Origin of the sequence: Kiloniella laminariae DSM 19542 (assembly GCF_000374005.1) — a bacterium.
GTDB classification, from domain to species: Bacteria; Pseudomonadota; Alphaproteobacteria; order Kiloniellales; family Kiloniellaceae; genus Kiloniella; species Kiloniella laminariae.
This window is the reverse complement of sequence record NZ_KB893136.1, coordinates 1-26,777: the sequence shown is the minus strand read 5'-3', so window position 1 is coordinate 26,777 and position 26,777 is coordinate 1. Positions and strand designations below refer to the sequence as shown.

At 49.9% G+C, this 26,777-nt stretch carries 15 protein-coding genes, 2 tRNA genes and 1 pseudogene; 11 read left to right on the top strand and 7 right to left on the bottom strand.

Annotation, left to right across the window (positions count from 1 at the left end):
- Positions 1-178: 178 nt before the first annotated feature.
- Complete coding sequence (locus tag B152_RS0107565; RefSeq protein ID WP_020591802.1) at positions 179-1,120, bottom strand: DUF4238 domain-containing protein; 942 nt, start codon at positions 1,118-1,120, stop codon at positions 179-181.
- A 299-nt stretch (positions 1,121-1,419) separates the two neighbouring features.
- Positions 1,420-1,785 (bottom strand): TraR/DksA family transcriptional regulator, encoded by a 366-nt coding sequence (locus B152_RS0107560; protein WP_020591801.1) that lies wholly within the window; start codon positions 1,783-1,785, stop codon positions 1,420-1,422.
- Positions 1,786-2,267: 482 nt separating this feature from the next.
- Here B152_RS0107560 and B152_RS0107555 point away from each other — a divergent pair.
- The 4 genes from B152_RS0107555 to B152_RS0107535 all read left to right on the top strand — a co-directional run bounded on the left by B152_RS0107555 (position 2,268) and on the right by B152_RS0107535 (position 12,551).
- Positions 2,268-2,356: transfer RNA gene (locus B152_RS0107555), tRNA-Leu, on the top strand.
- Between the two features lie 82 nt (positions 2,357-2,438).
- A tRNA-Leu gene (locus tag B152_RS0107550) sits at positions 2,439-2,525 on the top strand.
- Positions 2,526-2,708: 183 nt separating this feature from the next.
- Positions 2,709-4,130 carry a DUF502 domain-containing protein gene (locus B152_RS26400; RefSeq protein WP_020591800.1) on the top strand — a complete coding sequence of 474 codons (1,422 nt, stop codon included), beginning with the start codon at positions 2,709-2,711 and terminating at the stop codon, positions 4,128-4,130.
- Positions 4,131-4,919: 789 nt separating this feature from the next.
- A complete protein-coding gene (locus B152_RS0107535; RefSeq protein WP_020591799.1) occupies positions 4,920-12,551 on the top strand; it encodes a DUF5801 repeats-in-toxin domain-containing protein in 7,632 nt (2,543 codons plus the stop codon).
- A 122-nt stretch (positions 12,552-12,673) separates the two neighbouring features.
- Here B152_RS0107535 and recG read toward each other — a convergent pair whose 3' ends face one another.
- Positions 12,674-14,755 (bottom strand): ATP-dependent DNA helicase RecG, encoded by a 2,082-nt coding sequence (gene recG / locus B152_RS0107530; protein ID WP_020591798.1) that lies wholly within the window; start codon positions 14,753-14,755, stop codon positions 12,674-12,676.
- 193 nt (positions 14,756-14,948) lie between these two features.
- Between recG and B152_RS0107525 the strand changes: the two genes are divergently transcribed.
- Both B152_RS0107525 and mfd read left to right on the top strand, forming a co-directional pair.
- Complete coding sequence (locus B152_RS0107525) at positions 14,949-15,221, top strand: FAD assembly factor SdhE (RefSeq protein ID WP_020591797.1); 273 nt, start codon at positions 14,949-14,951, stop codon at positions 15,219-15,221.
- Positions 15,222-15,318: 97 nt separating this feature from the next.
- Positions 15,319-18,822, top strand: coding sequence for a transcription-repair coupling factor (mfd, locus tag B152_RS0107520; protein WP_020591796.1), 3,504 nt, complete (start codon positions 15,319-15,321; stop codon positions 18,820-18,822).
- 62 nt (positions 18,823-18,884) lie between these two features.
- Here the strand turns inward: mfd and B152_RS0107515 are convergent, their stop codons facing one another.
- Together B152_RS0107515 and B152_RS0107510 are read right to left on the bottom strand one after the other, a co-directional pair.
- Positions 18,885-19,604: a metallophosphoesterase family protein gene (locus B152_RS0107515; RefSeq protein ID WP_020591795.1), complete on the bottom strand. Its 720-nt coding sequence runs from the start codon at positions 19,602-19,604 to the stop codon at positions 18,885-18,887.
- Positions 19,605-19,627: 23 nt separating this feature from the next.
- A complete protein-coding gene (locus B152_RS0107510) occupies positions 19,628-20,278 on the bottom strand; it encodes a DsbA family oxidoreductase (RefSeq protein ID WP_020591794.1) in 651 nt (216 codons plus the stop codon).
- Between the two features lie 125 nt (positions 20,279-20,403).
- On the opposite strand from B152_RS0107510, the gene B152_RS22920 reads away from it, so the two are divergent.
- Together B152_RS22920 and B152_RS26520 are read left to right on the top strand one after the other, a co-directional pair.
- Positions 20,404-21,900 carry a phosphotransferase family protein gene (locus B152_RS22920; RefSeq protein WP_157230968.1) on the top strand — a complete coding sequence of 499 codons (1,497 nt, stop codon included), beginning with the start codon at positions 20,404-20,406 and terminating at the stop codon, positions 21,898-21,900.
- A 160-nt stretch (positions 21,901-22,060) separates the two neighbouring features.
- Positions 22,061-22,186 (top strand): hypothetical protein, encoded by a 126-nt coding sequence (locus B152_RS26520; RefSeq protein ID WP_020591792.1) that lies wholly within the window; start codon positions 22,061-22,063, stop codon positions 22,184-22,186.
- A 172-nt stretch (positions 22,187-22,358) separates the two neighbouring features.
- On the opposite strand, the gene B152_RS0107495 is transcribed toward B152_RS26520, so the two are convergent.
- The gene (locus B152_RS0107495; RefSeq protein ID WP_026261367.1) at positions 22,359-22,835 is read right to left on the bottom strand and encodes a helix-turn-helix domain-containing protein; all 477 of its coding nucleotides are present in this window, start codon (positions 22,833-22,835) and stop codon (positions 22,359-22,361) included.
- Between the two features lie 353 nt (positions 22,836-23,188).
- Here B152_RS0107495 and B152_RS0107490 point away from each other — a divergent pair, with 353 nt between their 5' ends.
- On the top strand, positions 23,189-24,091 hold the full coding sequence (locus B152_RS0107490) for a hypothetical protein (RefSeq protein ID WP_020591790.1): 903 nt from the start codon (positions 23,189-23,191) through the stop codon (positions 24,089-24,091).
- Between the two features lie 197 nt (positions 24,092-24,288).
- Here B152_RS0107490 and B152_RS0107485 read toward each other — a convergent pair whose 3' ends face one another.
- The gene (locus B152_RS0107485) at positions 24,289-24,519 is read right to left on the bottom strand and encodes a hypothetical protein (RefSeq protein ID WP_020591789.1); all 231 of its coding nucleotides are present in this window, start codon (positions 24,517-24,519) and stop codon (positions 24,289-24,291) included.
- Positions 24,520-25,034: 515 nt separating this feature from the next.
- Between B152_RS0107485 and B152_RS0107480 the strand changes: the two genes are divergently transcribed.
- The gene (locus tag B152_RS0107480) at positions 25,035-26,615 is read left to right on the top strand and encodes an ABC transporter substrate-binding protein (RefSeq protein WP_020591788.1); all 1,581 of its coding nucleotides are present in this window, start codon (positions 25,035-25,037) and stop codon (positions 26,613-26,615) included.
- Positions 26,608-26,777: pseudogene (locus tag B152_RS26335) on the top strand (ABC transporter permease); the annotation flags it as partial. The gene B152_RS0107480 and the pseudogene B152_RS26335, both read left to right, overlap by 8 nt.

Genomic DNA, 26,777 nt, shown 5'->3' with positions numbered 1-26,777 from the left:
GACCTGAAAAGAGGTGTGCAGTTCTTTTTGTGGTCTTTGGCAGGGAAATCTTCAGTTTTTCAGGATGCCTTTGTGCTTTTGTGACTTATGAGATGTAGAAGATAACTATATCTCATTGTCGCGAAGGCGCAACAGAATCACGACGCGGAAAATAGCAAACCTGTTTAAGTTCAAATCTTTAGAAGAAAATAGATTGGCTGCTACCTACGCCCGGAATATTAGAGATTAGGGTATCCACCGGGTTTCCTGAATCCGTAAAAATTTTATGTGTAGCTTCAGCGTAACCAGATATAATTTTTGGCATTTCAGACCTATAAAATATGCTGTTGCATGAATATATTTGTACTACGTTATTGAGCACATCAGCTTCTTCTGGCGTTACGACAAAGGTAAAAAGGCGTGGTTCTGTGATGTATTGCCATGGGTTTGCGTATAAGACACATATTTCTGGTGTAATAGGGACAAGCATTTTGTAACTGTTAAGCTGCGATGGTTGCACTGGCGATCTAATATTGTGAAAGAAGCCATCTCCAAAAACGAACTCGCGTTTAGGAGAGTATAAAATGGCAAATTTCCCTCTTGTGCCGATCTGCGATACGACTCTTTGCTGGCTATCTCTCATATTCAGAGTAATCAGAGTGTTTCGTTCTCTTTCTGGTAGTCGATCAATACCGCGTAATGCCTCTGCAGTACGTGCACCCGTTTGTCTTTGCATTGGTGACCTAACGGCAAGTGAAACGATACTTTCGACAAGTTGGGCTATTTGTTTATCGCTTGTATTTTGGGGTGTAAAACGGTCAGACAATGTTTTTGCCTCTCGTTTATCATCACGTTTTAAGGATTTTAGCCATGAAATTACTGATGGGAAGCCGCCATCTGCATCATCAAAGAATGGCTCAAAGTTCTGGTCCCAAGGAGTTGTTTCTCCGGCATTGCGGGCAAGTTTTATATAATGACCATTACCGATACAACCAAAGTTCTTAGGGGGAGCTACTATAAGTTTTCCATTGGGCTGCAACCAGTGAACCTTGCCATCTGCATTTTTCCAATGTTCAGAAACACACTCCGGCCACCAATGGTGTTTTTCTGATTTTGCTTTGCCTTTTTTTTGAGGCTTCATATCCACATCGCCTTTGTTCTTAACCACTAGGTATTGTGATAATGATGCGTGTATTTGTTCGTGCTCACAATACCATTAATTTTCGGCTCAATTCTCAATTAAAGGCGCTTCTTTTAACTTCCTATCTGGGAGACTGTTTGTGTAGTGAACAGAAACGGGGGGAGGTGAAATGTTTGATTCGCCCTCTGCCTGACTATGCCGAGGGCTTTAAATAGATGCAGTTTTTTTGTGGTCTTCGGTAGGGAAATTGTAGATTTTTTGATTACTTTATCGACCTTGATACCGACTGGAGTGCTGTCTTACTGACCTTTTGGGGCTGTACTGGCACAGGCAACACACAGGGTTGTTGTCGGGTCGAGTTCCAGCCGTTTGAGCTGAATTTCCTCGTCACATTTCAGGCAATAGCCGAATTGGCCGCTTTCAAGTCGGGCAAGGGTCGCGGTAATTCTTTCAAGTTCGGCTTGTCTTCTGCGCTCTGATTCCAGTGACATTGCTTGTGATTGCAACGCATCCATTCTTGACAGCCGTCCGACGCGCGTCTGGTCAAGCTCGACAACATCCCGTGCTTCGCTTGATGAAAGCCGGAGTTGATTGATTTCGATTTCCCGGCTTTTAAGTCGCTGAATGATTTTTTCCAGGTCAATCCCGATTGGTATATCGTTCATGCGGCAATTCCCTCTCTCTGAGAGGGCAGCATATCAAAGAAATGCCATAAACGATATCTTCAAGAGAAACGCTCCGGAGTATGACAGGGGGACGGCCGAATGGGGGTTGCCATGGATTAATATGGCATAGCCTGTGTCTCACTCCGAAGCGTTGAACTTCTTTTACCAAATTCTGTGCTGGATGAGTTGTGATGTTTTTGTGATTAGCGTGTCGGGGCTGTGAACGTGTTTGGAATAACCCAAAACCAGGGCTATAAAATACAAGCGTGAACAATGAGAAAAATCCAGACCAGCAGCGGGAGCGAAAGCTTACAGCCATGTCGGCAGATCAAACGCTTTCTTCATTAATCAACCCCCTGTGCTTTCGCGATATTTTATAGATTGAGCAAGGGAGTTATTGTTTGTGAATAATAATTTTAAGTCAGAAGAGAGAATCTATTGACGCAACAATTCACCCCCTATATATACCCTTTCATCACGGAGCGGTCGTGGTGGAATTGGTAGACACGCAGCGTTGAGGTCGCTGTCCTGTTAATTCGGGGTGGAGGTTCAAGTCCTCTCGACCGCACCAACTTTCTTCTTTGAAGTTGGTTGATGTGATGGCGTCTGGTTGGTATCGCCAAACAGACAAGCCTGTGGGTGCATTGGAAAATGCGGCAATGGCGGAATTGGTAGACGCGCTAGCTTCAGGTGCTAGTTCTCGCAAGGGAGTGGAGGTTCAAGTCCTCTTTGCCGCACCATCCCACAGAAGGATGATATAAGAATACGAGCGGGGGGTGCATATTCATCCCAAGCGGGATATCATCATAAAAATGCGCATTCTTCCCTTGAAAATAACAAGCTTTACATCAATCTTTACGAAATGACGTGTCGGTTTAGTTCCGGGTGCGTAGGGTCGTCTGTTTATAACGGAATCTCGATAGATGAAAGATAAAGGCCGGAAGGCCAAAAAAAAGCTGAAACTGTCTTTTGCACAGAGGCTTAGTAACTATCTTCTTGCGGGGGTTCTGATTACAGCGCCTGTTACGATTACTCTCTGGCTTGCCTGGAAAGCGATCACCTTTGTTGACCGTCAGGTTACCCCTTACATTCCTGCTCAATGGAACCCTGAAAGCTACCTGCCTTTTGGTGTCCCTGGGCTGGGGCTGGTGGTTATCGCTGTCGGCCTTACTCTGATCGGCTTTTTAACCGCTGGTTATATTGGTCGTCTTTTAATGATGGTCAGTGAAAATGTGGTCAAGCGTTTGCCTGTTGTCCGCAGTATCTACAGCTGGACCAAGCAGGTTTTCGAAACAGTGCTTTCACAGAAATCCGGCGCGTTTCGCGAAGTGGTGCTGGTTGAATACCCCTGCAAGGGATCGTGGGCTGTCGGGTTTATAACTGGCCGAACCAAAGGTGAGGTCCAAAATGTTACCGAAGAAGCGGTAATCAATGTGTTTGTTCCGGCAACGCCGAACCCGACAACAGGTTTTCTGCTGTTTATACCCGAGCGGGATATCCACCATCTGGATATGACCGTAGAAGAGGGGATCAAGCTGGTCATTTCAGGTGGTATTCTGACGCCCTCTGATATCAAGAAAATGAGTGCGGAAAGCCAGGAAGCCAAACCTGTAACGGAAGAGATCCATAGCCACCGTCCCGGTTTGCTGATGCGACTGCGTAACTATTTTTTCGCGGGTATGCTGGTGACAGCACCAATTGGCCTGACATTCTGGCTTGCCTGGGAAATCGTTGTGTTGATTGACAGCTGGGTCCGGCCCTATATTCCGGCCCAATGGAATCCTGAGACTTATGTGCCTTTTGCTGTGCCAGGATTTGGTCTTTTCTTTATCTTTCTCGGCTTGACCCTGATCGGATTCTTAACAGCGGGCATTGTCGGCAAGACCCTTTTGCGTATCAGTGAGCGGATGCTGGACCAGATGCCGGTGATCAGGACGCTTTACGGGGCAATCAAGCAGATCATTGAAACCATCTTTCAGAAACATTCAAATGCTTTTCGCGAGGTTGTGTTGATAGAATATCCTCGCCCCGGCTCCTGGGCTCTGGGTTTTTATACTGGGGACTCTCATCCACAGATTCGTGATATTTCAGTAGATGAATCGATCAACGTCTTTCTTCCGACAACGCCAAATCCGACATCAGGCTTTCTTCTTTTTGTACCGCGCAGCAAAACCAAGTCTTTGACCATGACGGTTGAAGAGGGGATTAAAATGGTTGTTTCTGGCGGCATTGTTACCCCCGAAGATCGCCGGGAAAAAGAAGGGCGTAAAAACTCTTCGCCAGGAAAAGCTGGCAAGGGAATGAAAAATCAGAAGTCTGACGATATCAGAAAGGCTGCTTCCTGAAGCAGATCTGATACTTCTGACGGACCAATTGCTTTGATCAGGTGCAATTATAATAAAGGGAGCGGCTACGATGGCTTTGTCCTCAAGCCCTTCCTTTGCGTTTGTTTATTGTTTCAAGGGGATTTCCTGTTTGGTGCTGTAGCCCTCCCGGTTCATTCTGTCAGTTGCCAATCCTAATTTCTGCAGGTAGCTCTCCTGAGGGACGCCCAGAGTTTTCTGGTGCCACCGCCTGGCAAAAATCTTCAAGTCACTGATTTGCGCTACTCAGCAGTTGCATGGATATTTTAACCAGCCTGTTCCTGTTTTTTCTGCCCTTGTATACAGACGATATTTAAATTTTATCCGTGCTGAGTAATTTCATTTACACCCAAAGAGTGTGAGCAAGAGTGTGATTATAAAGTAGATAGGATTTTTTTCTTTTGTGAATATTTTCTATTTATTTGAAGTGATTTTATTTTGAAACATGTAAAGGTATTGATTTAATATTGTTATATATAGCAATTAGATAATTGTTATTTCGTTGAAATGTGCCGGATTTTCTGTTTTTGAAAAATCTTATAAATTTGTGGAATTTTCTTTATATTAGTTGATTTATGCGGACAAAAAACCTTATTAAAAACAATTGCTAACTGTATGAATGTAAAGAATATATTAAATTTTATTTAAAAATCATACATATGTATGCATTATTTGTTGATAAATGTGTGCAAAAAAGTATCCAGAAAATATAAAATTTTACTTGAATGTTATTGATGGTTTCAGAGCAAACAGCAGCTGAAGGACAAGATCATGGCAAGTGAACTCCCCCCAAATACTTCAGGTTTATTTGACGGTACAGATCAGGCGGACTCTACGGACAACTCCCTGGCTGGAGGTCAGGCCCAGGATATCCTGGTTGGTCAGGCAATCTTAACAATTCCGGCCCCGACATCCGGACAGGAAATAGAGCAAAACCTGGAGAGCGGTCAGACCGTTGTTCTGGATTTTAATGCTGCACAGGCGACACCCTCGGTGGAAGGCGCCAACTTTGTTCTTTCTTATGACAGTGACGGTGACGGTGCACCGGATAGCCGGATTGTCTTTCTCAATCTTGTCAATCAGGCCCAGGCTGGCGACCCGCCGGTTTTGGTCGTTAATGGTGTCGAGATTGCCTCTGATCAGTTAATCGGACAGGCGCTGGCGCTGGCAGGTGGGGATAACACACTTGAAACAGCAGCCGGTGGTACAGCAGCAGGGGCGGGCCCCGCTGGTGGTGGTGGCAGTCGGTACAGTGATGACACCGGGAGTGTGATTGATCTGTTGATTGCCCAGGGGGTTATTGACCCGACCGAGCTTAACTTTGGCCTGCTTGAGGGAATTGATGAAAACACCGACCCTGCGCAAGGTACTTTCTCCGTCGATTTTATTACCACGACAACTGAGGTGGATGACGAGTTCGGGGATGTTCAGGGAACCTATGATGGCGGTTTCGAGGACTGGTTGCCAAATCAGCATCTTCCAGGTGGGGATGATGGTCTGAATGACGATCCGCATGATGGTGGCGGTGGGGCGCTTGAACCCCATGCAGCGCCGATGCAGGTGGTCTTTACCTTTGTTCCTGCGGATAACGAGGTACTGAATTTTGTTGTAATGAATGCTCTCCCGCCCGGGGTTAAGCTCTTTATCGGCGGGTCTGAAGCAGGAGATGAATATACAGGTACTTTCCCGGTAACAATTGATCCATCAGATATTGATCAGGTATTTATCCTGCCTTCCCCGGATTCAGATGAAGATATCCCGGTTTCGGGTGTTGCTGTTATTACAGATCCTGATTCTGGTTTGTCTGCTGCTTTACCCTACAGCGTTGAGGCTATTATTGATGCGGCTGCGGATATTCCAGAGCTGATGCTTGGTGTAATTCCTGATGACTATCCCGATGATTCCGAAGGTGGCGAGAGCTTTGATCTTCGTCTGCTTGACCAAGGCGGCGAAGGAGAACCCGAACCGGAAGAAGGGATCTATCTCAGCAGTGGCGAGAACAAAACCATTGGTGAAGAAAGTGTCATCAAACTCCCCATTTCGGCGGCCCTCAGAGATCTTGATGGCTCAGAGACCTTGACCCTGGTTGTCTCAGGTGTTCCTGCCGGTTTTACAGTGAATGAGGCCTGCACCACTTTGCCTGCGGGATGGGAACTGGTTGGACCTGTCGCGGATGAGGAAAACGAAGGTTTTGTCAGCTATACCCTGCAATATACGGGAGATCTGCCAGATCCGGATGATCCCGATCTTGATCCTTCTGAAACAGTTGCCTTTACGACCTTCAATGGCGTTCTTTCCTTTAACACCAACGATTACACCACGACGGGTGTTGAGGTGGAGGACGATGATGGTGGTGAAGGGGGTGAAGGAGAGGTATCCCCAGCGTTGAGCTTCTATGGTGGAGGTGAAGGTGAAGATGGTGGCCGTTATAACGAGGGACCGACGCACACCAATGGCCCGGTTATTATTACCGTCAAGGCGATCGCCGAGGAACAGGAAACTGATATCGGTACCGATGAGCTGACATTGGCAAATAATGTTGCTTTTGCGGAAGGCCAGTTTGTTTTTGATATCCAGGAAGACATCCCCGATCTTGTGCGTCGCGCCAAACTCTATCTGGATGAAACCGAAGGGGACCAGACCTCAGCGGAACAGGCGGTTACAAATAATGTTGCCGGCGTTTCGGATGCTCAAAACCTTCTTGCTGCTGCGATGCTAGCAGACGGTGTATCTGGCGGCGGCATTGTAAGCCGGGGCTTTATATCGATTGATGGTGGACTGGATCTTCACACGGACGGTTCTGATGATGAGGCTGACGGTTCTGACGGACCGTTGGATACCGACAGCCCGTCGAGCCCAAGCCTTTCTCCACCAGATGATCTGGAAGATATCCGCTTTATTGATTATAGCGGCCAGTACAGTGGTGTAAGAACCACAGATGGCTCACAGATCAACCTCTATTCCTCTGCATCTGATCCTTCGGTTGTTTATGGGCGGGTCGGGGGCTCGGATGGCGATCTGGCTTTTGTTGTGACAATTGGGTCTGATCTTCATAATGGGGAAAATGACGTCGATATTTATGTCGAACAGTATATGTCCCTGAAACATCCTAATCCCTACAATCACGATGAAGACATCAACACGATGAATCTCAAGTTCTTCGCTGTAGATGATGAGGGTGACCGGAGCAATATCGGGCGTCTGAAAATCAATTTTGATGATGATGGTCCCAAAATTGGTGGACACGAGTTCCTTTGTGTTGATGAAACTGATTTTGACAATGGTGCGGTGATTTCCGATTTTGGTCAGTTTGATGTCTTCGACTTTGGGGCAGATGGTCCTGCCGCGGATGATATTCGTATAGAAATGTTCTCACTCGGGACCATTAGAACGGCGCAGGGTAACCATGCTGTTAGTACCAGCCAGTCGGGTGATACCCTGATCGGGACTGCAAACGGGGAAGAAGTCTTCAGATTTACCACCAACCCTGATGGTACCTATAATTACGAACAGTACCAGGCTCTGGAGCACTGGAACGGTTATGATCATAACGAGCCGCTTGGCATGCTCTTTACTGTCCGGATCAAGGACGGTGATGGGGATAAGGCTTATGGCAAAGTGTTCCTGAAAGTGCTTGATGATGGTCCTGAGATTGATGGTCAGGAAATGCTGATGGTCGATGAGACCGACCTGAATACAGCAGCATCTATTAAAGCCGATGGTACATTTGATATCTTTGATTTTGGGGCAGATGGACCACAGGCGGACTTTCCTTGGACGCCGCATAATGATGCCATCAGAATTTTTGTCGATACTGCAGGTATCACGACTTCTGAAACTGACACCCCAATCACGACGTCCCAGACCGGGAATGTGTTGACGGGCTGGGCTGCGGGTGACGTTGCTTTCACCTTTACTGTGAACCCTGATGGTACGTATGAGTACGAACAGTTCATCGCCCTGGAACATCCGGATACGGATGATCACAACGATCCATTGCCAATGAAATTCCACGTCAAGATTGTCGATGGCGATTGGGATTACGACTGGGGCTCTGTGGATGTTATCGTCAAGGATGATGGTCCGTCTATTTCGGTCAATCCACCAACTGAATTTGTCCTGAACGGCAGCTTTGAGGACGGCCATACCCTGAGTGGGGCTAGTTGGGATGTTTTCGAAAATCTCAGTGACGGTTCCTGGAGCAACGGCGGAGAAGGTCAGCCACGTTTCGAAATACAGCACGGTGGTGTTGCCGGAGCAGCCCAACATGGTGATGCTTTGCTGGAGCTTGATGCGCATCAGAATTCGGTGGCGCAGCAGGATATTTCCGGGATGACACCAGGAGAAGACTATGTTCTGACCTTCCATTATCGTCCTCGTGTTGATAACGGCACTGATACGGACGATGTCATCGTCAAGTGGAATGGTGTTGAGGTAGAGGATGTAACCTCGACAGATGCGCCTGGCGGCTGGACCAAATTTACAGTTGTTGTAACAGCTGGGGCCGGTAGCAATAATCTGGCCTTTGTTGGTGCGGGAGCTAGTGAAAGTCTCGGCGGGTACATTGATAATATTTCAATCACCCAGGCTCTTTGTGTGGACGAGACGGATCTTGACCAGGATGACAGCCTTGATTTCTCTGGGCGGTTTGCTAGCAGCTTTGGTGCTGATGGTCCCGGCAGCCTGACTTACGCCGTTTCGGCAACAGATGGCACGAACTCTGGTTTGGTTGATACTGCGACAGGCGATCCTGTGTTGCTCTATACCCAGGGTGGGGATGTTTATGGACGTATTGGCAGTGCTGGTGGAGCAGTTGTCTTCAAGGTATCTGTTGATGGTAGCGGGGTGGTTACCCTGGATCAGCAACGGGCACTTGAACATCCAGACGCAGATAACCCCAATGACGCAGTTAGTTTGGCGCCAGGGCTGATCAGTCTGACGGGCACAATTGTTGATAGTGACGGCGACCATGCAGATGCTTCTCTTGATCTGGGCACGGCACTTTACTTCAAGGATGACGGACCTACAGCCCAAGACGATGAAGCTTGCGTTACCGAAGTCGAGACCAGCACACAACCCCAGAATATCGGGATTGTCATGGACTTCAGTGGCTCGGTCAGTGATGGTGATCTGGCGACGGAAATTGCCAGCGTCAAAACCTTTATCCAGACGTTGTTTGGTTCAGGAGCCGCTGTATCGGTGACGCTGGTGGCTTTCGGTGCTGATGCTGCCAACCTGGGCACCTTTACCGATCTTGCCTCGGCAGAAGCGGCATTGGACGGAACAAGCCGGGCGATCATCAATTCAGGGGCGACAGACTTTGAAGCCGCGATTGAAATGCTCTTCTCTGATACAGGGGGCGACTTCGAACATATTCCGGGCCATAACAATCAGGTGTTCTTCCTGAGTGACGGCAACCGGAATGACGGGGCGTCTCCGCTGAGCAATGCTTCTGTTGTTCTGGACAGCGGTGGTAAAGCAGATCTGCTGGATGGTGACATCGGCTTCACAGCAATCGGTATCGGCAGTTCAATCTCACCCTCTACCTTTGTAAATTTCTTCGATGGTGGTGTTGTTGCAGATACCAGCGAAGTCCTGAACGCAGCTTCCTTTGAAGATCTTGCCGACGTGCTGGTTGGGACAATCGGGTTGGGCAATACCGTTAGTGGCAATGTTGTCGCCAATGATGATGCCGGAGCTGATGGTCTGGACCGGATCTGTGGTGTCGAAGTTGACGGTGTCAGCTTCTCTGTCGATGACAGCGGGGTTCTGACCGGCCCAACTGTCGGCACACCTTCGGCCAGTTACGACGATGGCACCAAACTCCTGACCATCACAACGGCCAAGGGGACATTGGAAATCTATATGGATGATCAGGGCGGAAATGCTGCCGGGGATTATACCTATACCAGCCTGCCATCGGTGATGCATGGTGCGCCGGGTTCTGCCACTGATGATGAGGTCGAGGATATATTTACTTACTCTATCCTCGACAACGATGGCGATAAAACCTCTGCTGATCTGAAAATCTGTATCAAGGATGATGAGCCAGTTGCGGTCGATGACGAGATCTGTCTTGTCACTGCACCGGGAGACGCGCCGCCGCTCAATATCGCTTTTGTTATTGATGAAAGCGGATCAATCGGCCAGTCAAACTATCATACCCAGATCGACGGTGTTCGCACCTTTATCGACAGTCTGGTTGCCAAGGGATCGCCTGAAACCCTGGCCTTCTCTCTGGTGACTTTCGGATCCAATGCCGAGGATTATGGCACCTTTGTCTTCGACGGTTTTGCTGGCGGAACGCTGGATCTGGATGATTTTGTCCGGTTGAACGATGATGGCACCCTGTCATCAACAACTCTGGATGATCAACTTACGACAATCCGCGGGGATTATGACGACTCTGGTTCGACCAACTACGACGCAGGTATGGCTTCGTTGTTCGGATTGAATTCCGAGTATCTGAACAATCCGATCACGGGCTTGCCGTCTTTTGAAAATCATCTCTACTTTATCAGTGACGGTTCTCCGAATGATACCAATACCGATAATGATGATGAGATCGACAGCAACATTGCAACAGCGATTGTTGATAACAATGTTCAGGTTACAGGAATTGGTATTGGACCAAGTTCTTCGGTTGAAGACGGTCTGGAAGATTATTTCCTCAATACCGGTGGCGGAGATGACAGTAATCCTTTTATCCCGGCCAGCCTCTACAGCTTTGTCAGTGTACCGAACTTTGCTGATCTGGCAGATGCTCTGGGTGGCACCATGGGCGGCGGGGGTGAAGCAAGCGGTAACCTGCTGGCGAATGATTTGCCGGGTGCAGATGGCTTTGGTACTGTTGCGATTACTGAAGTGCTGCACGATGGTGTTGTCTATACCGATGCCGGGGATGGCAGCAGTGATGGTATCATCACCATTGCCTCAACCGCCGAAGGGGGCAAGCTGGTGGTCGATACGGCCACAGGGGCTTACACCTATACTACACCAGGCTCTGTAAGCAGTGATTTTGAAGAAACTTTCACCTACACCATGGTTGATGGTGACGGAGATCCTTCTTCAGCGGATCTGAAGGTTTGTGTGACCCTGCCGGAACCGATTGACGCGATTAACGATGTGGTTCTGACCAATATCACTTCAGGGGATATTGATATTCCTGAGTGGGCATTGCTACTGAATGACGAAACCAATCCCGGCACAGATGTAACGGGCGTCAGTAACCCGATGGAAGGGGCTGTCAGCCAGGCTGGTGGTGTGGTTACCTTTGTGCCAGACGGCCTGGATGTTTCCAGCCTTGGTTTCGGGTCGGGCAGTACGGTGCAGACTATCACCGAGCGGGCATATGGTAGCGACGGACAGTTTTATCATGACCCTCCTGGACCCAATAATGATCATGTTGATAGTAATGAGGTGAATGATAATTTCGACACATCAGGAGGAAATCAGGCGACAAACCTCAGCCGAAATCTCTGGGTGCGGGATGGAAGTACACCTGCAAATGAAGTTGTTCATCTGATCAACTTTGAAGGTCGTATCCGCGACGCCAGTGATCGAGATGGTGGCATCTTTGGTGGAAGTACTGATAGAAGATATGACCGCGATAGTTATCTTGTTGTGTTGATTGCAGGTGAAACTCTCAAACTTGAGGATTTTGATGGTAATCATAATCTGAAGTTGACGCTTCATAGTGCTGGCGGGTCTGTTGTAGATTCAAATTTCGAAGTTGGAGATACATTTACAGCAAGTACAGGCGGTAATTACTTTATTCGTGTTCAGTCTACTGATAGTAAAGATGGTAGTTCTACGCGTACTCGTGATTACGAAGCTGAACTGTCCATCGACAGCACGGATATTGTCCAGCCGGAAGATGGCAGCTTTGATTACACGGCAGCAGATGGTTTCAGTACCGATCTTGCCAGTGTAAGTGTCGCGTATCAGGAAGGTTCGACTGTAACCGGAACCGGGGATGGGGAAATCCTGATCGGCGGGGATGGAGATGACATCCTTATCGGGAATGGTGGAAACGATGTTCTGATTGGCGGTGCCGGATCAGATACCCTGACCGGGGGAACCGGAGCTGATACCTTTGGTTTCTTTGGTCAGAATGTCGGGGTCGATGTGGATACCATCACGGATTACAATCAGAGTGGTGGTGGTTATAACATGGCTGAAGGTGATATCCTCAACATCAGTGATCTGGTGACCTTTGATGATAATACCGATGCTGTCGCAAGCTTTGTCCGTGCAACCCAGAACGGCGGAGGTGCCGATCTGGAAATTTCGACCAACGGCGGGGCGACCTATACCCAGATCGCCTATCTGGAAGGGGTTAGCGCCACTGATATCCTGACCGTGATCCTGGATAATGATGAACACAATGTAACCGTGGTGTAATCACGATCCAGCCTGTCAAAATTTGACAAGTAAAATGAAGAAGCCCCTGCCCGTCGGTGGGGGCTCCTTTCGTCAGTTCAGAATTTTCTGGGCTCAGAATTCTCTGGCGTTAGTTCTGTTATTTATCCCGATTTAAGGTAGGTAACTGCGGTATCACGCTCAAACAGATAGAGCAGGACACGCAGGGCCTTGCCGCGGTCGGATTGCAGGGTCGGGTCTTTTTCCATGATCAGGCTGGCGTCATCGCGGGCGGTGGCGAGCAGGTCGCCATGGCAGGCAAGGTCGGCGACCCGAAATTCGGGCAGGCCACTTTGCCGGGTACCGAGCATTTCACCAGCACCGCGCAGGCGCAGGTCTTCTTCGGCGATGACAAAACCGTCGTCGCTTTCGCGCATGATCTTCAGGCGGGCCTTGCTGGTTTCACCCAGTGGTCCCTGATAAAGCAGGATACAGGTGGATTTTTCACTGCCCCGGCCAATGCGTCCACGCAGCTGGTGCAACTGGGCCAGGCCAAAACGTTCGGCATGTTCGATGATCATGATGGTGGCCTGGGGCACGTCAACACCCACTTCGATCACCGTGGTGGCAATGAGAAGATCTATACTTCCCTTGGAGAACTGTTCCATGACAGCGTCTTTTTCCGGGCCCTTCATACGGCCATGGATCAGGCCAACACGTTTGCCAAAACGTTCTTCCAGTTCCCGGAAGCGAGCTTCGGCGGCGGCAAGATCGGATTTATCAGACTCTTCAACCAACGGGCAGACCCAATAGACCTTGGTGCCCTGATCCAGCGAACGGGCCACGCCATTAATCACATCGGCAATCTTGTCTAGTGGTACAGTACGGGTATCAACAGGTTGTCGCCCGGCGGGTTTTTCGGTCAGGCGTGAAACCGCCATGTCGCCATAGGCAGTGAGCATCAGGGTTCGCGGGATCGGTGTGGCGGTCATCACCAGCATGTCCACACCAGCCCCCTTTTTCGCCAGAGACAGGCGCTGATGAACGCCAAAGCGGTGCTGTTCATCAATCACGGCCAGCGCAAGGTTGTGAAAGATGATCTCGTCCTGGAACAGGGCATGGGTGCCGATAACCATCTGGGCCTTGCCCGTGGCGATGTTTTCCAGGATGGCTGATCTGGCTTTGCCTTTGTCGCGTCCGGTAAGGATGGTGATGGTTACACCAAGCTTTTCGGCAAAGGGCTGGAGGGTGTTGTAATGCTGGCGGGCCAGAATTTCGGTTGGCGCCATAATGGCGGCCTGCGCCCCGGTCTCAATTGCGGCAAGCATGGGGAAAAGCGCCACAGCAGTCTTGCCGCTGCCGACATCGCCCTGAACCAGCCGCAACATGCGATCAGAGCTTTCCATATCGGTGATGACTTCTTTTATGGCCTGGTCCTGCGATCCGGTCAGGGTAAAAGGCAGGATGTCGAGCATCTGTTCCCGCAGATGCCCCTTGCCCTTGGTTGCCCGGCCTTTGGCCGCTGTCTGCTGTTGTCGGACCAGAGAAATTGCCAGCTGGTTGGCCAGCAGCTCGTCATAGGCCAGGCGTTTTCTGATCGGGGAGAAGGGTGTGAGCTCATCGTCTGATCTGGGGTGATGGGCCTGTTCGAGACAATCGCGCCAAATCTGCCACTGTTCACGAGCCTTGTGCGCCGGGTCGAGCCATTCAGGCAAAGCCGGGGTGAGGGCAAGCGCCCCGCGGATGGCCTTGGTCAGTGGTTTCAGGGTCACTCCAGCAGACAAGGGGTAGACAGGCTCGACCGTTTTGACCTCGGCTTCTTCTTCCAACGGCACCATGTGGTCAGGGTGGGCCATCTGTAAGGTTTCGCCAAAGCGTTCCAGCTTGCCACTGATGATCCGGACTTCCCCCGGGGGCAGCAGCTTCATCAGATAATCGGCTCGGGCGTGGAAGAAGACCAGCTGGATTTCCCCTGTGGCATCGTGGCAGAACACCCGATAGGGGCTGCGTCGGTTGGGGGCAGGGCTGTGGCGGCTAACGGTCACTTTCAGCGTGGCAACACGATCGGGCAGGGCGTCAGCAAGTGTTGGTGCATAGCGTCGGTCGATCATCCCGACAGGCAGGTGCCAGCAAAGATCCAGAACGCGGGAGCCCGCGAGCTTTTCATAAAGAACACTCAGGCGCGGACCAACGCCCTGAAGTGTGGAGACGGGTGTGAAAAGCGGAAAGAGAATCTCTGGGCGCACGGGCTTTGACTTGCAGAAAATGAGCAGGATGTTTATTAAATGTTCTAGTAATGTTTCATAACACAGCTTCCCCTGCAACTGAAACACCACAAGTCAGGTTATGGTGGTCCAGGTATTGGTCAGATTTAACCAGATTGTGACAGACAGTCCGAGCGGTTAGCTGGTCGGGAAGCGACAGACAGGTACAGGATCTATGACTGCCGAGGTGGAAAAAAGACGCAAACAGCTCCGGTTCAGAAGCTGGCATCGCGGAACCCAGGAAGCGGATCTTCTTATCGGGTCTTTTGCTGACAAACATGTCGGCACGATGGAAGCCGAAGATCTGGATCTGTTTGAAGAGATTCTCAATATTCCCGATCCGGTACTCTATGACTGGATCATTGGCAACTCCCAGCCACCGGAAAGCAGCTGTAACCCCGTTCTGACGGCCTTGCTGGCATTCCAGTACAAGCCACAGGACAGATAGTTTCTTTGCGCCCGAATGTCAGAGCTGTTTCAGCCTTTAAACACGCAGGCCTGACATATCCGTTTCAGATAAAAGCCAGATAAAAAAGATTGCTATTGTGAAGACACTCGCCACCCGACTTCAGGCCGCAGATCGTTATCAAATTTCCGCAGCTCCTGAGGGCTATGATGCCCAGATCCTCGCCGAGCTTGCGCTGGAGCTGGCACCGATGCCGCTTTTGCATATTGCTCTGGATGACAACAGGATGGCAGCCCTAGCGGAACTGGTACAGTTCTTTGCGCCAGATCTTGAAATAATCCAGATACCGGCCTGGGATTGTTTGCCTTACGACCGGGTAAGCCCCCACCGGGATATTTTGGCGGCCAGGATTGATGCTTTCGCCCGCTTGCTTGAAACCGGGAGCCCCGCTGGTGGCCGCCTGGTCCTGACAACCATCAGTGCCGCCCTGCAACGGGTGCCGCCACGAGGTGTTTTCAAAGACCGGACGCTGGTTGCCAAGGCAGGGGCGGTCATGCCGCTTGATCGTCTGACCCGCTTTTTTGCCACAAATGGCTACAGCAGATCCGAGACTGTAAGCGAGCCAGGGGAATACGCCATTCGCGGGGGGATTCTGGATGTTTATCCTCCGGGGCAGGAAAACCCGCTGAGGCTGGATTTCTTTGGGGATGAGCTGGACAGTCTGCGCCATTTTGATCCCATGAGTCAGCTCACCACGGGGGAGGCTGAAAGCCTGGAGTTAAGGCCAGTTGGCGAGGTTATTCTGGATGAGAAAACTATCGAGGCTTTCAGGTTGGGCTACAGGGAAAGCTTTGGCACCGTTGGTAAGGATGATCCGCTTTACGAGGCAATCTCGGAAGGGCGGCAGTATCCGGGAATGGAACACTGGTTACCGTTATTTTATGGTGAGTTAGATACTGTTTTTGATTATCTTCCTGAAGTCCGGGTGACACTGGATGCCCAGGCAGAAGAGGCACGGGATGCCCGGATTGAATCAATTACTGATTTCTATCAGGCCCGCCAATCCATGGTTCAGTCGGTGGGGAAAGTCACAGAAAAATCATCTGACAGTGGGACGACCTATAAGCCTGTTGCCATGGAACGGTTGTTTCTGTCTGTTGCCGACTGGGATGCTCAATTAAACATCCGGGGTGTTGCCCAGTTCTCTCCTTTTGAACTGCCGGATCACCAGGAAAATGTCGTTGATGCTGAAGGCAAGCTTGGCAAGGATTTTTCTGAATCGCGCAACCGCGAAGGCGTAAACGTCTTTGACGAGGTGCGGGACTATATTCGCCTGCAGCAAAATGCAGGGAAAAAGATTGTTGTTACGGGCTATACCGATGGATCGCGTGATCGTCTGATCTCGATGTTTCATGAACATGAGATCACCAACACGGACATTCTGAAAAACTGGAAGATCCTGCGCAAGACCATGCGGAAGCAGGTGCAGTTCCTGACCATGGGGCTGGAACGCGGTGTCGTGACCCCTGAGGTGGTTTTTATCACCGAGCAGGATATCCTTGGAGAGAGGATTGCCCGGGCGCAGAAGAAACGTCGCAAGTCGGATAATTTCCTGCGCGAGGCCTCTTCACTGCAGGACAATGACTTTGTAGTGCATATGGAACACGGCATTGGTCAGTACATCGGTCTGGAAACGGTCGATGTTGGCGGGGCTCCGCACGACTGTCTCAAGGTGCTTTATCATGGCGGCGACAAGCTTTTTGTTCCGGTCGAGAACATCGAGGTGCTCTCGCGCTATGGTTCCGAGGATTCCGGGGCTGAACTGGACCGTCTCGGCGGGGTGGGCTGGCAGGCGCGTAAGGCGCGGGTCAAGGAGCGTATCCGCGAGATCGCTCACCAGCTGATCGGTATTGCAGCCAACCGCCTGTTGCGCAAGGCCGAGACCATCGATGTGCCGGAAGGACTTTACGACGAGTTTGCGGCCCGCTTCCCCTATCCGGAAACCGAAGACCAGCTGAATGCCATCGAGGATGTCTTTACTGATCTCAGATCCGGTCGTCCCATGGATCGATTGATCTGTGGTGATGTTGGTTTTGGTAAAACGGAAGTTGCCCTGCGTGCTGCCTTCGTTGCTGTCATGAGCGGCAAGCAGGTGGCGATTGTTGTGCCAACGACCTTGCTGGCGCGCCAGCACTACCTGACCTTTGTCGAGCGATTCAAGGGGTTGCCAGTGCGGATCGGGCAGTTGTCACGTCTGGCAAACAGCAAGCAGCAGACAGAAACCAAAAAGGGCCTGGCGGCTGGTACTGTCGAAATTGTTGTAGGTACCCACGCCGTTTTCTCCAAGAATATCAAATTCTCAGACCTTGGTCTTCTGATTGTGGATGAAGAACAGCACTTCGGGGTAAAGCAGAAAGAGCGCCTGAAAGAACTGCGTACCGACGTCCATGTGTTGACCCTGACGGCGACACCTATCCCCCGGACACTGCAGATGGCCATGTCGGGTGTGAAGGAAATGAGCCTGATCGCGACGCCACCTGTGGACCGTCTGGCAGCCCGTACCTTTATCCTGCCCTTTGACCCGGTCATTGTGCGCGAGGCAATCTTGCGCGAACATTATCGCGGTGGTCAGACCTTTTATGTTTGCCCGCGCCTGTCCGACATCAAGGATATGAAGGAAAAGCTGAGCAAGCTGGTACCGGAAGTAAAACTTTGCGTTGCCCATGGTCAGTTGGCCCCGACGGAGCTTGAAGAGGTGATGACCGCTTTTTGTGATCATCAGTATGATGTGCTGCTTTCGACCAATATCATTGAATCCGGACTGGATATTCCTTCGGCCAATACGATGATTGTGCACCGGTCGGATATGTTTGGTCTGGCACAGCTGTATCAGATCCGTGGGCGCATCGGGCGTTCCAAGATCCGCGGCTATTGTTATCTGACACTGCCTGTCGGCAAGCTGCTGAGCAAGACTGCAGAGCGCCGTCTGGAGGTTATGCAGACCCTCGACAGTCTGGGCGCGGGCTTTACCCTTGCCAGCCATGATATGGATATCCGCGGGGCTGGAAACCTGGTCGGAGACGAGCAGTCTGGTCATATCAAGGAAGTCGGGGTTGAGCTGTATCAGCAAATGCTGGAAGAGGCGATTGCGACCCTGCGCAGCGATGAGGTCAACGAAGTATCAGAAGACGTCTGGTCGCCTCAGATTAATATCGGTTCTTCGGTGCTGATTCCTGATCATTATGTCGCCGACCTGAATGTCAGGCTCGGGCTCTATCGTCGTCTTTCCTCCCTGACCGAGCGCACGGAAATCGACGGTTTTGCCGCAGAGCTGATCGACCGTTTTGGCGACATTCCTGTCGAGGTGGAGAACTTGCTTCAGGTGATGATGATCAAAGGACTTTGTAAAGAGTGCGGTGTTGAGAAGGTGGATGCGGGTCCGAAAGGGGCGGTGATTTCTTTCCGCAATGACAGTTTTGCCAATCCGTCAGCGCTGATTATTTTCATCCAGGAACAGGTCGGAACGGTCAAGATTCGCCCGGATCACAAGCTGGTTTACCGCCGCGCCTGGGATGATCCTGCATCCCGTCTTAAAGGTGTCCGCTCTATGATGGAACAGCTGATGTCTTTGGCAAAAAAATAATTATTACAGTACGTTGATTGTGTGTATTAACAGTTTAAATTAATTGTTATCCTGGGCGAAAATCAGTAAACTTCTGCCCAGGAGGGGTAACCGTTTTCCCTGGCCCGGGCGGCTACCTTGTCCCAGTCATAATCCAGGGCGATCAGTTCTACTGACCAGCGCTTTGCGGTTTTGGTGGCTATGGCAAAGCGCGCATGGGCTGATCCGCTTTCGGCCATCATCGGGCTGTTGCTGTCGGCATACCGCGGGCAACCGACACTGCCGGGATTGATGATGGTGCTTCCTCCGGGACCTGTGGCGATGTGAGCCAGATGACTGTGTCCACAAAGATAGAGACTGGCGCCGAACTGCTCCCCGATGCGCGCGTGAACATCGCGACCTCTGGCCAGGGCCAGGCGGCCCTCGACGTTATCTTCCAGCAGATAGTGCGTATCATCCAGTGGTGTACCGTGAAAAGCCAGAATGTCCTGTTCGATGGACAGGCGGGCGGGTAGCGAACCAAGGGCCTGACGCTGTTTGTCCGTTAGTGACAAGTGACCGAAGTCATAACCGGGTTTTATCTCGTCTGCGGTTCGTTCCGCCAGCCAGCGATCATGATTGCCACGAACAGTTGGAATTTCCAACTTATGGAGATAGTCAAAGGTTTCTCTGGGCCAGAAGGGGCCGGAAACACAGTCTCCAAGGTTGAGTATCAGATCCGGTTTGCGCCGGTTGATTTCCCGCATCACGGTCTCAAGGGCAAGAAGATTGCCGTGTATATCGGAGATGATCGCGACTTGCATGGTTCTTTCGCTCCGGCTTGCGGTTAGGGCTGTTCTAGCTGTTGCTGGTAGCCGATATCGAGCATTTGGGCGAGTGTATCTGCGTTTTGGGCACCAGGAAGAATATGCTGGCGGTTGACGATAAAGCAGGGGACACCATTTAAGCCCAGAGAACGGGCATTCTGATCGGTAAAGAGGACCTCTTCGTGGCCCTGGTCACTATCGAGGTATTCCGCAGCGCCCGTTAATCCAGTTGTTTGGGCAATTTCCAGCAAGACGCTTCGTTCGCCAATATTTTGTCCTTCGAGAAAATAACATTCAAACAGGCGCTCCATAAGGGCATCCTGTTTGTCCTGGCTGCGGGCTAAAAGCGACAGGCGATGGGCATCTACGGTATTGGGTGTTTTCCTGATCAAGTCAAATTTGAAGTCTATGCCTTCCTCGCGCCCGGTGCTGGCGATCTGATTGTAAAACTGTGTGGCGTTGTCGCGTCCGCCAAATTTGCTGTCCAGATAGCTCTGGCGCTCCATTCCCTCCAGCGGCATATCGGGGTTGAGCTGAAAGGTAAGCCAGCGGGTTTTGACCTCAAAATCAGGTCGCATGGCCTGGGCCTTGCGGAAACGTTTCAGTCCGATGTAGCACCAGGGACAGATCGGGTCGGAATAGATATCGATTTCAATGGTCGCTTTGGTCATTGTAGATGGCTGCTTTCAAAATGAAGTGCTCGTCTGTGCATTATCCGGCTTTGTTGTCGAGCTTCTCTTTGCTATGTCTGCGTTTAAATAATGCTCAGCTGTGAGGCAGATAATTGCTGGATGATGTGAACAAGATAATGGCGCTGACTGATTTTGTTGGTCAGGTGCTGGCGCGTCAAGGCCTGGTGATTGATCGGATCATCACAATGTCCGGAGGGGCTATCCAGGAAAATCTGCGTCTGGACTATTCCTGCGCTGATGGTGAGGGGGGAAGTCTGGTTCTGCGCACTGATGCCGCTACTCTCGTTGCGGGCAGCCATGAAAAGGCCGATGAGTTTTCTGTTTTAGCTTTTGTTCATTCTGCAGGGATCAAAACACCTAAGCCGATTGCCTTGTGTCTGGATGTGAATATTATTGGTAAACCTTTTATCCTGATGGAATACCTGCCGGGAACGACTGATTTCGCACAGATACGAGCAGGAGAAAAGCGGGAAGAACTGGCGATTGACCTCGGTCGAGAACTGGCTGCTATTCATCGTTTGTCGCCGACAGAACTATCTTTTTTGCAGCCTCACACGCCTGATCCTGTAAACTCTCTGATCCGGCAATACCGCAATTTTTTCGATCAGGAGGGTGTGGTCCGTCCCGTCGCTGAATGGGCCATGCGGTGGTGTTTGATCCAGACGGAATACTGTTGCTCCTCCGCTCAGACGTTGGTTCATGGAGATTTCCGTACAGCGAACTATCTGGTTGAGGGGGGGGAGTTGGCGGGAATCCTCGATTGGGAGTTCTCTGGTTGGGGGGACCCCTATAGTGATCTGGGTTGGTTCTGTGCCCGTTGCTGGCGCTATGGTTATGAAGACACCCCGGCAGGGGGGATTGCGAGCAGGGCCAGTTTTTATCAGGGCTACGGGGCTGTCAGTGGGCAGGAGGTTGATCCCGCACGCGTTAAGTTCTGGGAAGTGATGGCTCTGTTGCGCTGGCTGGTTATTGCTATTCAGCAGGGGGAGAGAAATTACAGTGGCGGCGAGAGGGATCTGGAACTGGGATTGACCGGGTTGATCCGACCTCTGGAAATCGAACATATGTTGCTGGAGATGACGGCCCCTTCTTTCTGGACGGTGGAAACTCAAGGTAAAATCGTCACGCCGGATCAGGAAGCCACAGCATCAGAACTGTTGTCGGAACTATTATCTGGACGGTCATTAAACTTCTGGGCAAGGGAGCAGGTTATCTTGCGTCAACTCGGGCAGCAGACTGATTACGACTCTTCTGGTTGTTACTCTTTTGGGCCGGGAGCAGAAGGTACCCAGATGGCAGGCCAGGACAAAAGGGCATTGCATAAAACGATCAGGATTTCTGCTGCCTTCAACAATATGATTCTCAAGGATTCCGCCCTTGGGGATACTGTGCCGGAAAAGCTTGAGCGAAGCGACGAAACTTCAGAGTTGATAACTTTGCGGGATAAGATACGCAGCAGCGACTACGACAGAAAGGGGCAGCTGTATCAGTTTCTTCTGCGGGGGAGCCGGAGCAGGCTTCAGGTTATCAGCCCGGCAAGTCTGACTGGTTATGTGGCGTTGTTGGGGGATGAGCGCAATGATTCGAATGGCTGTCCCTGAAATTTCTTCAGCCTGGTTAATTACATGAAATAAAATAAAAAATTAAAAAAACTCATATCTAAAATCACAATGTTCTCTTTTTGTTCTTGACTCGAAGGCGTGATCTTTGGCATAAGGTTCATGAAATGTTCCTATGCAAGATCGACTTCAGGAGATTGAGATGAGAGAAGATGCAACGATGCTGGATTATTTTCTGAGCAGTCTAGTGGCTTTTGGTAGTTTTGGTTTTTTTCTGTTTGTTCTGTCTTATGGCTGGTTTACAGCCTTCCAGGTCATGGCCGGGTGATTTTCTTGGTCGGGTGAATTTTTTGAAGCTGGGGACAATACACAATGTCTTTCGGTTATTATCCAGAAAAACAGTCCGACTGATTATGGGTGACCTGGAATGTTAGTACCACACTGGATACAAAAAGGGAGCTTTCACACGCCTGTAAAAGCTCCCTTTTTCTAAACGAGAATTATTCCGCTTCAGCGACTTCTGCCAGATCGATAGAGACTTTGCCAAGAGTTTTGGCCATCTCGAGCAGGCGCCGACGAACCGAAGGATCCCCGATTTTGTAGTAGGCGCGCACAAGCTCAAGTGTCTCGCGTCGGGCCATAGGATCTTTTTCAAATGGGAGTTCTTCGCCTTCTTCCGCCATTCCACGGATTTGTCCTGGAGAACGATGGGATACTTCATCGGACATGTCGTCGAAAAAATACCCTATTTCAATATCCAGTACTCTGGCCAGATCGTAGAGTCTGCTGGCACCAATACGGTTGGTGCCCCGTTCGTATTTCTGGACCTGTTGGAAGGTTAGTCCCAGGGCTTCGCCAAGTTTCTCCTGACTAAGGCCCAGTAAGGTGCGGCGCAACCGAAGCCGTTGTCCCACGTGGACGTCCACGGCATTTGGTACACCTGTGATCCGTTTTGGTAGTGGTTTTTTGTTTCTCATTATCTGCCTTGCTAGGTTGCTTGGGTAAAACTACCATGACGCGCAAATTTTCTCAAGTTAAAAATAGTATTCAATATTCAACCGTGGGTTAATGTAAGTTATTTTCTATCTTATTTTTTATTGAGTAGTGGTGTGATCAATCTTTTACTTTTGGAATGATGTAGTTGTTTGGTGAAAGTCATGATTATCCGATGATTTTGTTTTGATTTTATGATTTTTGTTTGTGATTTTATGGGGGTGTGAATACTTTTAGAGGAATAAATTCTTTTGAGTGTGATTAGTCTCTTCCCAAGAATATTAGTTTAAAGTTACAATGGCGGGAAATTATCACAGATCTTCTTTCGTGGTGGTATATGGGTAAGCAGACTCGCCTGATCAATGAGTTCGGTAAAGTGTTTGACGATGCTATCGTCAGATTTCATCGGTTTGGTAGCTTTTCGTCCCGTTATGGAGATGACAATAATCTTCTCTATGTGGAGGAACTTGGCTGGGTTTCGGCAATTTCAGACCAAAAATTGATGCAGATAACACTCTCCTTTGACCCGAGGTTCGTTTCAGATGAAGCCTTGTCGACGGCGGGTTCGTTGTTGCTGGAGGCCCCCTATGTAAAGCTGGGCCTTCGATACGGGACCAATGGGCAATTTTATGAAGAGTATAAAGAGCCCTTGCTTGCCTGTATGCGCTTGATGTCTGTTGCAGGACTCGAAAAGGGGGCTGGACGCAAGGATCGTTATGTTGCTGTAGCGAAAGATCCTTTTTCTCTCTCTTTTGATGCATCAGATGCTTCTGCAAGGTTTTTGCCAATCCTGGAAAGCTGGCGTGAAAATTCAGGCGTTTTTACCGAGACAGCAACAAATGTTATGCGGCATCAGGGATTGCTTGACCGGGCTGTCTTTATCGAACCTGATGTCGGCTACACAGAACCCAAATTTACTCATATTGGCTCGGATATCGGTGTCTATGGGCCTGACTGGCCGTATATAGCGGTTGGGCACCGTATTCACCAGCAACCTGATCCTGATTATGGGGAGTGGATACGTAAGGCTTATGAAGTTATCCTCCATTCCGGTCTGCCCCAGTACGAACATGTTGATGCCTGTATGACGCTTGATAATGGATCCCGATGCCGGAACAGGTACCGCTGTCTGCGTTTGCCCTGGCGCACTCCTGATGGACAAAAACTCCTCACGGGAATGTCAATTATGACCCCGGATGTGGAAATTGCCCTGAGTTGCCCTGAAGGCTTTCGCATCTGATCTGGGGAGCCGGATGGGGGCTATTTTCCAATTCATGACGATTGTGTTTTGGTCCGGTCCTAAAGCACTTTTTGTTTAACCCGAAAGGAAAAAGCGCTTCAGCTATTGGGCTTGTCGCGTTTTCTTCTTTTTTGACCAGTTCCGATCAAAAGGAAAAAACCTTTAAGCTTTAATAGGTTGGTCCGGGTTCCGCCGTGCTATTTGTCTGTTTCCAGAAAACTGGCTGCTTCCCCAAGAAGGCGACCTTCGAGCGATAGCTCGAGAAACCGGATATAGTCGTCAGAAATGTTTATTTTTTGCTTGGCGACAGGGATGACCTCTAAAGGGTCTTGGGCATCAAGCTGGTATTTTTGAATAAGGGCAATCAATTCCTGGCTGATTAGGTCCAACCGGGCCTGGATTTCAGGAATATTACTGGGCTTGGGCATCTCTATCCTGCTTCTTTCATTTTTATATGGCGGACTCTGAATGTGCCGGGTGCTTTGTCACCCTAGTGAATAGTGGGGGAAACCTCACATTTCAAGTTTCTTGGTGACGTTATTTCCTCAAAGTGGCTATTCCAAGAATCCTGAGGTGCAGATCATCGGTATAAAAAGGCTCCGGCGATTCTTCTGTTTGTGTTGTTATTGTGAAAAAGAATAGGGAGGCAAGGGCGCTAATGTTGCTCATTAATCTTTTGCACCGTTAAAATGAATCTTTATTATTTTTCAACGATCCTGCTTCAATTCATAGGTTAATTCCCCCCGTTATTATTTATCCATAGCCTCGATTATTTTTATGTCATAACATTTTGTAAAAAAATATCTTGAAATTTCAGTACGATATTTGAGAAACTTGTCACATAATAAAAAAACAGGGTGGCTCGAAATACAGCGGGCTTCAGTGAATAAAAAAACTAACCGCCAAGCTCATCTGATATTGGCTTGCAAGTAGGGAGAACTTCATGTCTGAAATTGAGTATTACAAAACTCTTGTTGCGACCGGGAAAATGACCCGTCGTGATTTTATGGCCAAGTCTTCGGCTCTGGGGCTGAGTGTGGCTGCTGCGACGACGCTTCTTTCCAGTAGTGCGAACGCGACACCGATTAAAGGTGGTCACCTCAAGGTGGGGATGGCAGGTGGACAGACGACTGACAGTCTCGATCCGGCGACCATTACCCAGTACATGCCCCAGGTTATGACCTTTGCGTCGCGCAACTGCCTTGTTGAGGTGAATGCCAAAGGTGAAGCGACCCCGGAACTTGCCGAAGGCTGGGAAGCGAAACCTGGTGCCCAGGAGTGGGTTTTCAATCTTCGCAAAGGTGTTGAGTTTCACAACGGCAAGACGATGGATGCCGATGATGTGGTCTGGTCAATCCAGCATCACCTGGGTGAAAAGTCCGAATCAGGGGCCAAGGGTATTCTCGGTGGTATTTCCGAAATCAAGGCAGATGGTAAAGACAGAGTCCTTGTGACCTTGACTTCTGGTAACGCTGACTTACCGTTCCTGCTGTCAGATTATCACCTTCAGATCATGCCCAAAGATGAAGATCCTGCCAGTGGAATTGGGACAGGCGGCTATCAGATCGAAAGCTTTGAGCCCGGAGTTCGCTTTCTTGCCAAGAAAAACCCGAATTATTTCAAATCTGATCGAGCTCATGTTGATTCTGTCGAAATTCTGGCGATCGAAGATGTTGCTGCAAGAACTTCAGCCTTGCAGACAGGTGAAGTTCATTTGATTAACAGGGTTGATCCAAAAACCCTTTCCCTGCTCAAGCGGGCGAAAAACGTTCAGATCCTCTCAACAGCTGGTGCACAGCATTATACCATGCCAATGATGGGCGATCGGGCGCCGTTTGATAACAATGACCTTCGTCTGGCCATGAAATATGCCATTGATCGTGAACAGCTGTTGAAAACGGTATTGCGTGGTTATGGACGGGTTGGAAACGACCATCCGATTGCCGCAACTGACCAGTACTTTGCTACTGGCCTTGAGCAGCGGACCTATGACCCTGATAAAGCTGCTTTCCACTTCAAGAAGGCCGGGTTTGAGGGGCAGACCATTCCATTGCATACCTCGGATGCTGCCTTTGCCGGTGCGGTTGATACTGCTGTTCTCTTCAAGGAAAGTGCATCCAAAGCAGGTATCACGATTGATCTGGTACGTGAGCCGAATGATGGTTACTGGTCCAATGTCTGGATGCAGAAAAACTTCTGCTTCTCTTACTGGGGCGGACGGATTACGCCGGATATCATGTTCTCGACAGCCTTCTCTTCTGATGCTGCTTGGAACGAAGGTTTCTGGAAAAACGAGCATTTCGACAAGATTTTGCTTGAGGCGCGTGCTGAACTGGATCAGGACAAACGTAAAGCGCTTTATGCCGAAATGCAGACCATGGTCAGCAATGAAGGCAGTGTCATCATTCCAATGTTTGCTGATTACCTCGATGCTGCAACCAAAAACATCAAGGGCTTTGAGTATGTTTCTGTTTACGGCATGAGTGGTTTCCGTGCTCCTGAGCAGGTCTGGATTGATGGGTGATTTGATAGGTCTGATTACCAAGCGGTTATCGTTTGGTGTTCTGACGTTGCTGGTGATCTCCGTGCTCATATTTATGGGCACGGAGGCGCTTCCTGGTGATTTGGCTGAGGCGATATTGGGTCAGTCAGCAACGCCGGATGCTTTGGCAGCGATCCGCGAGAA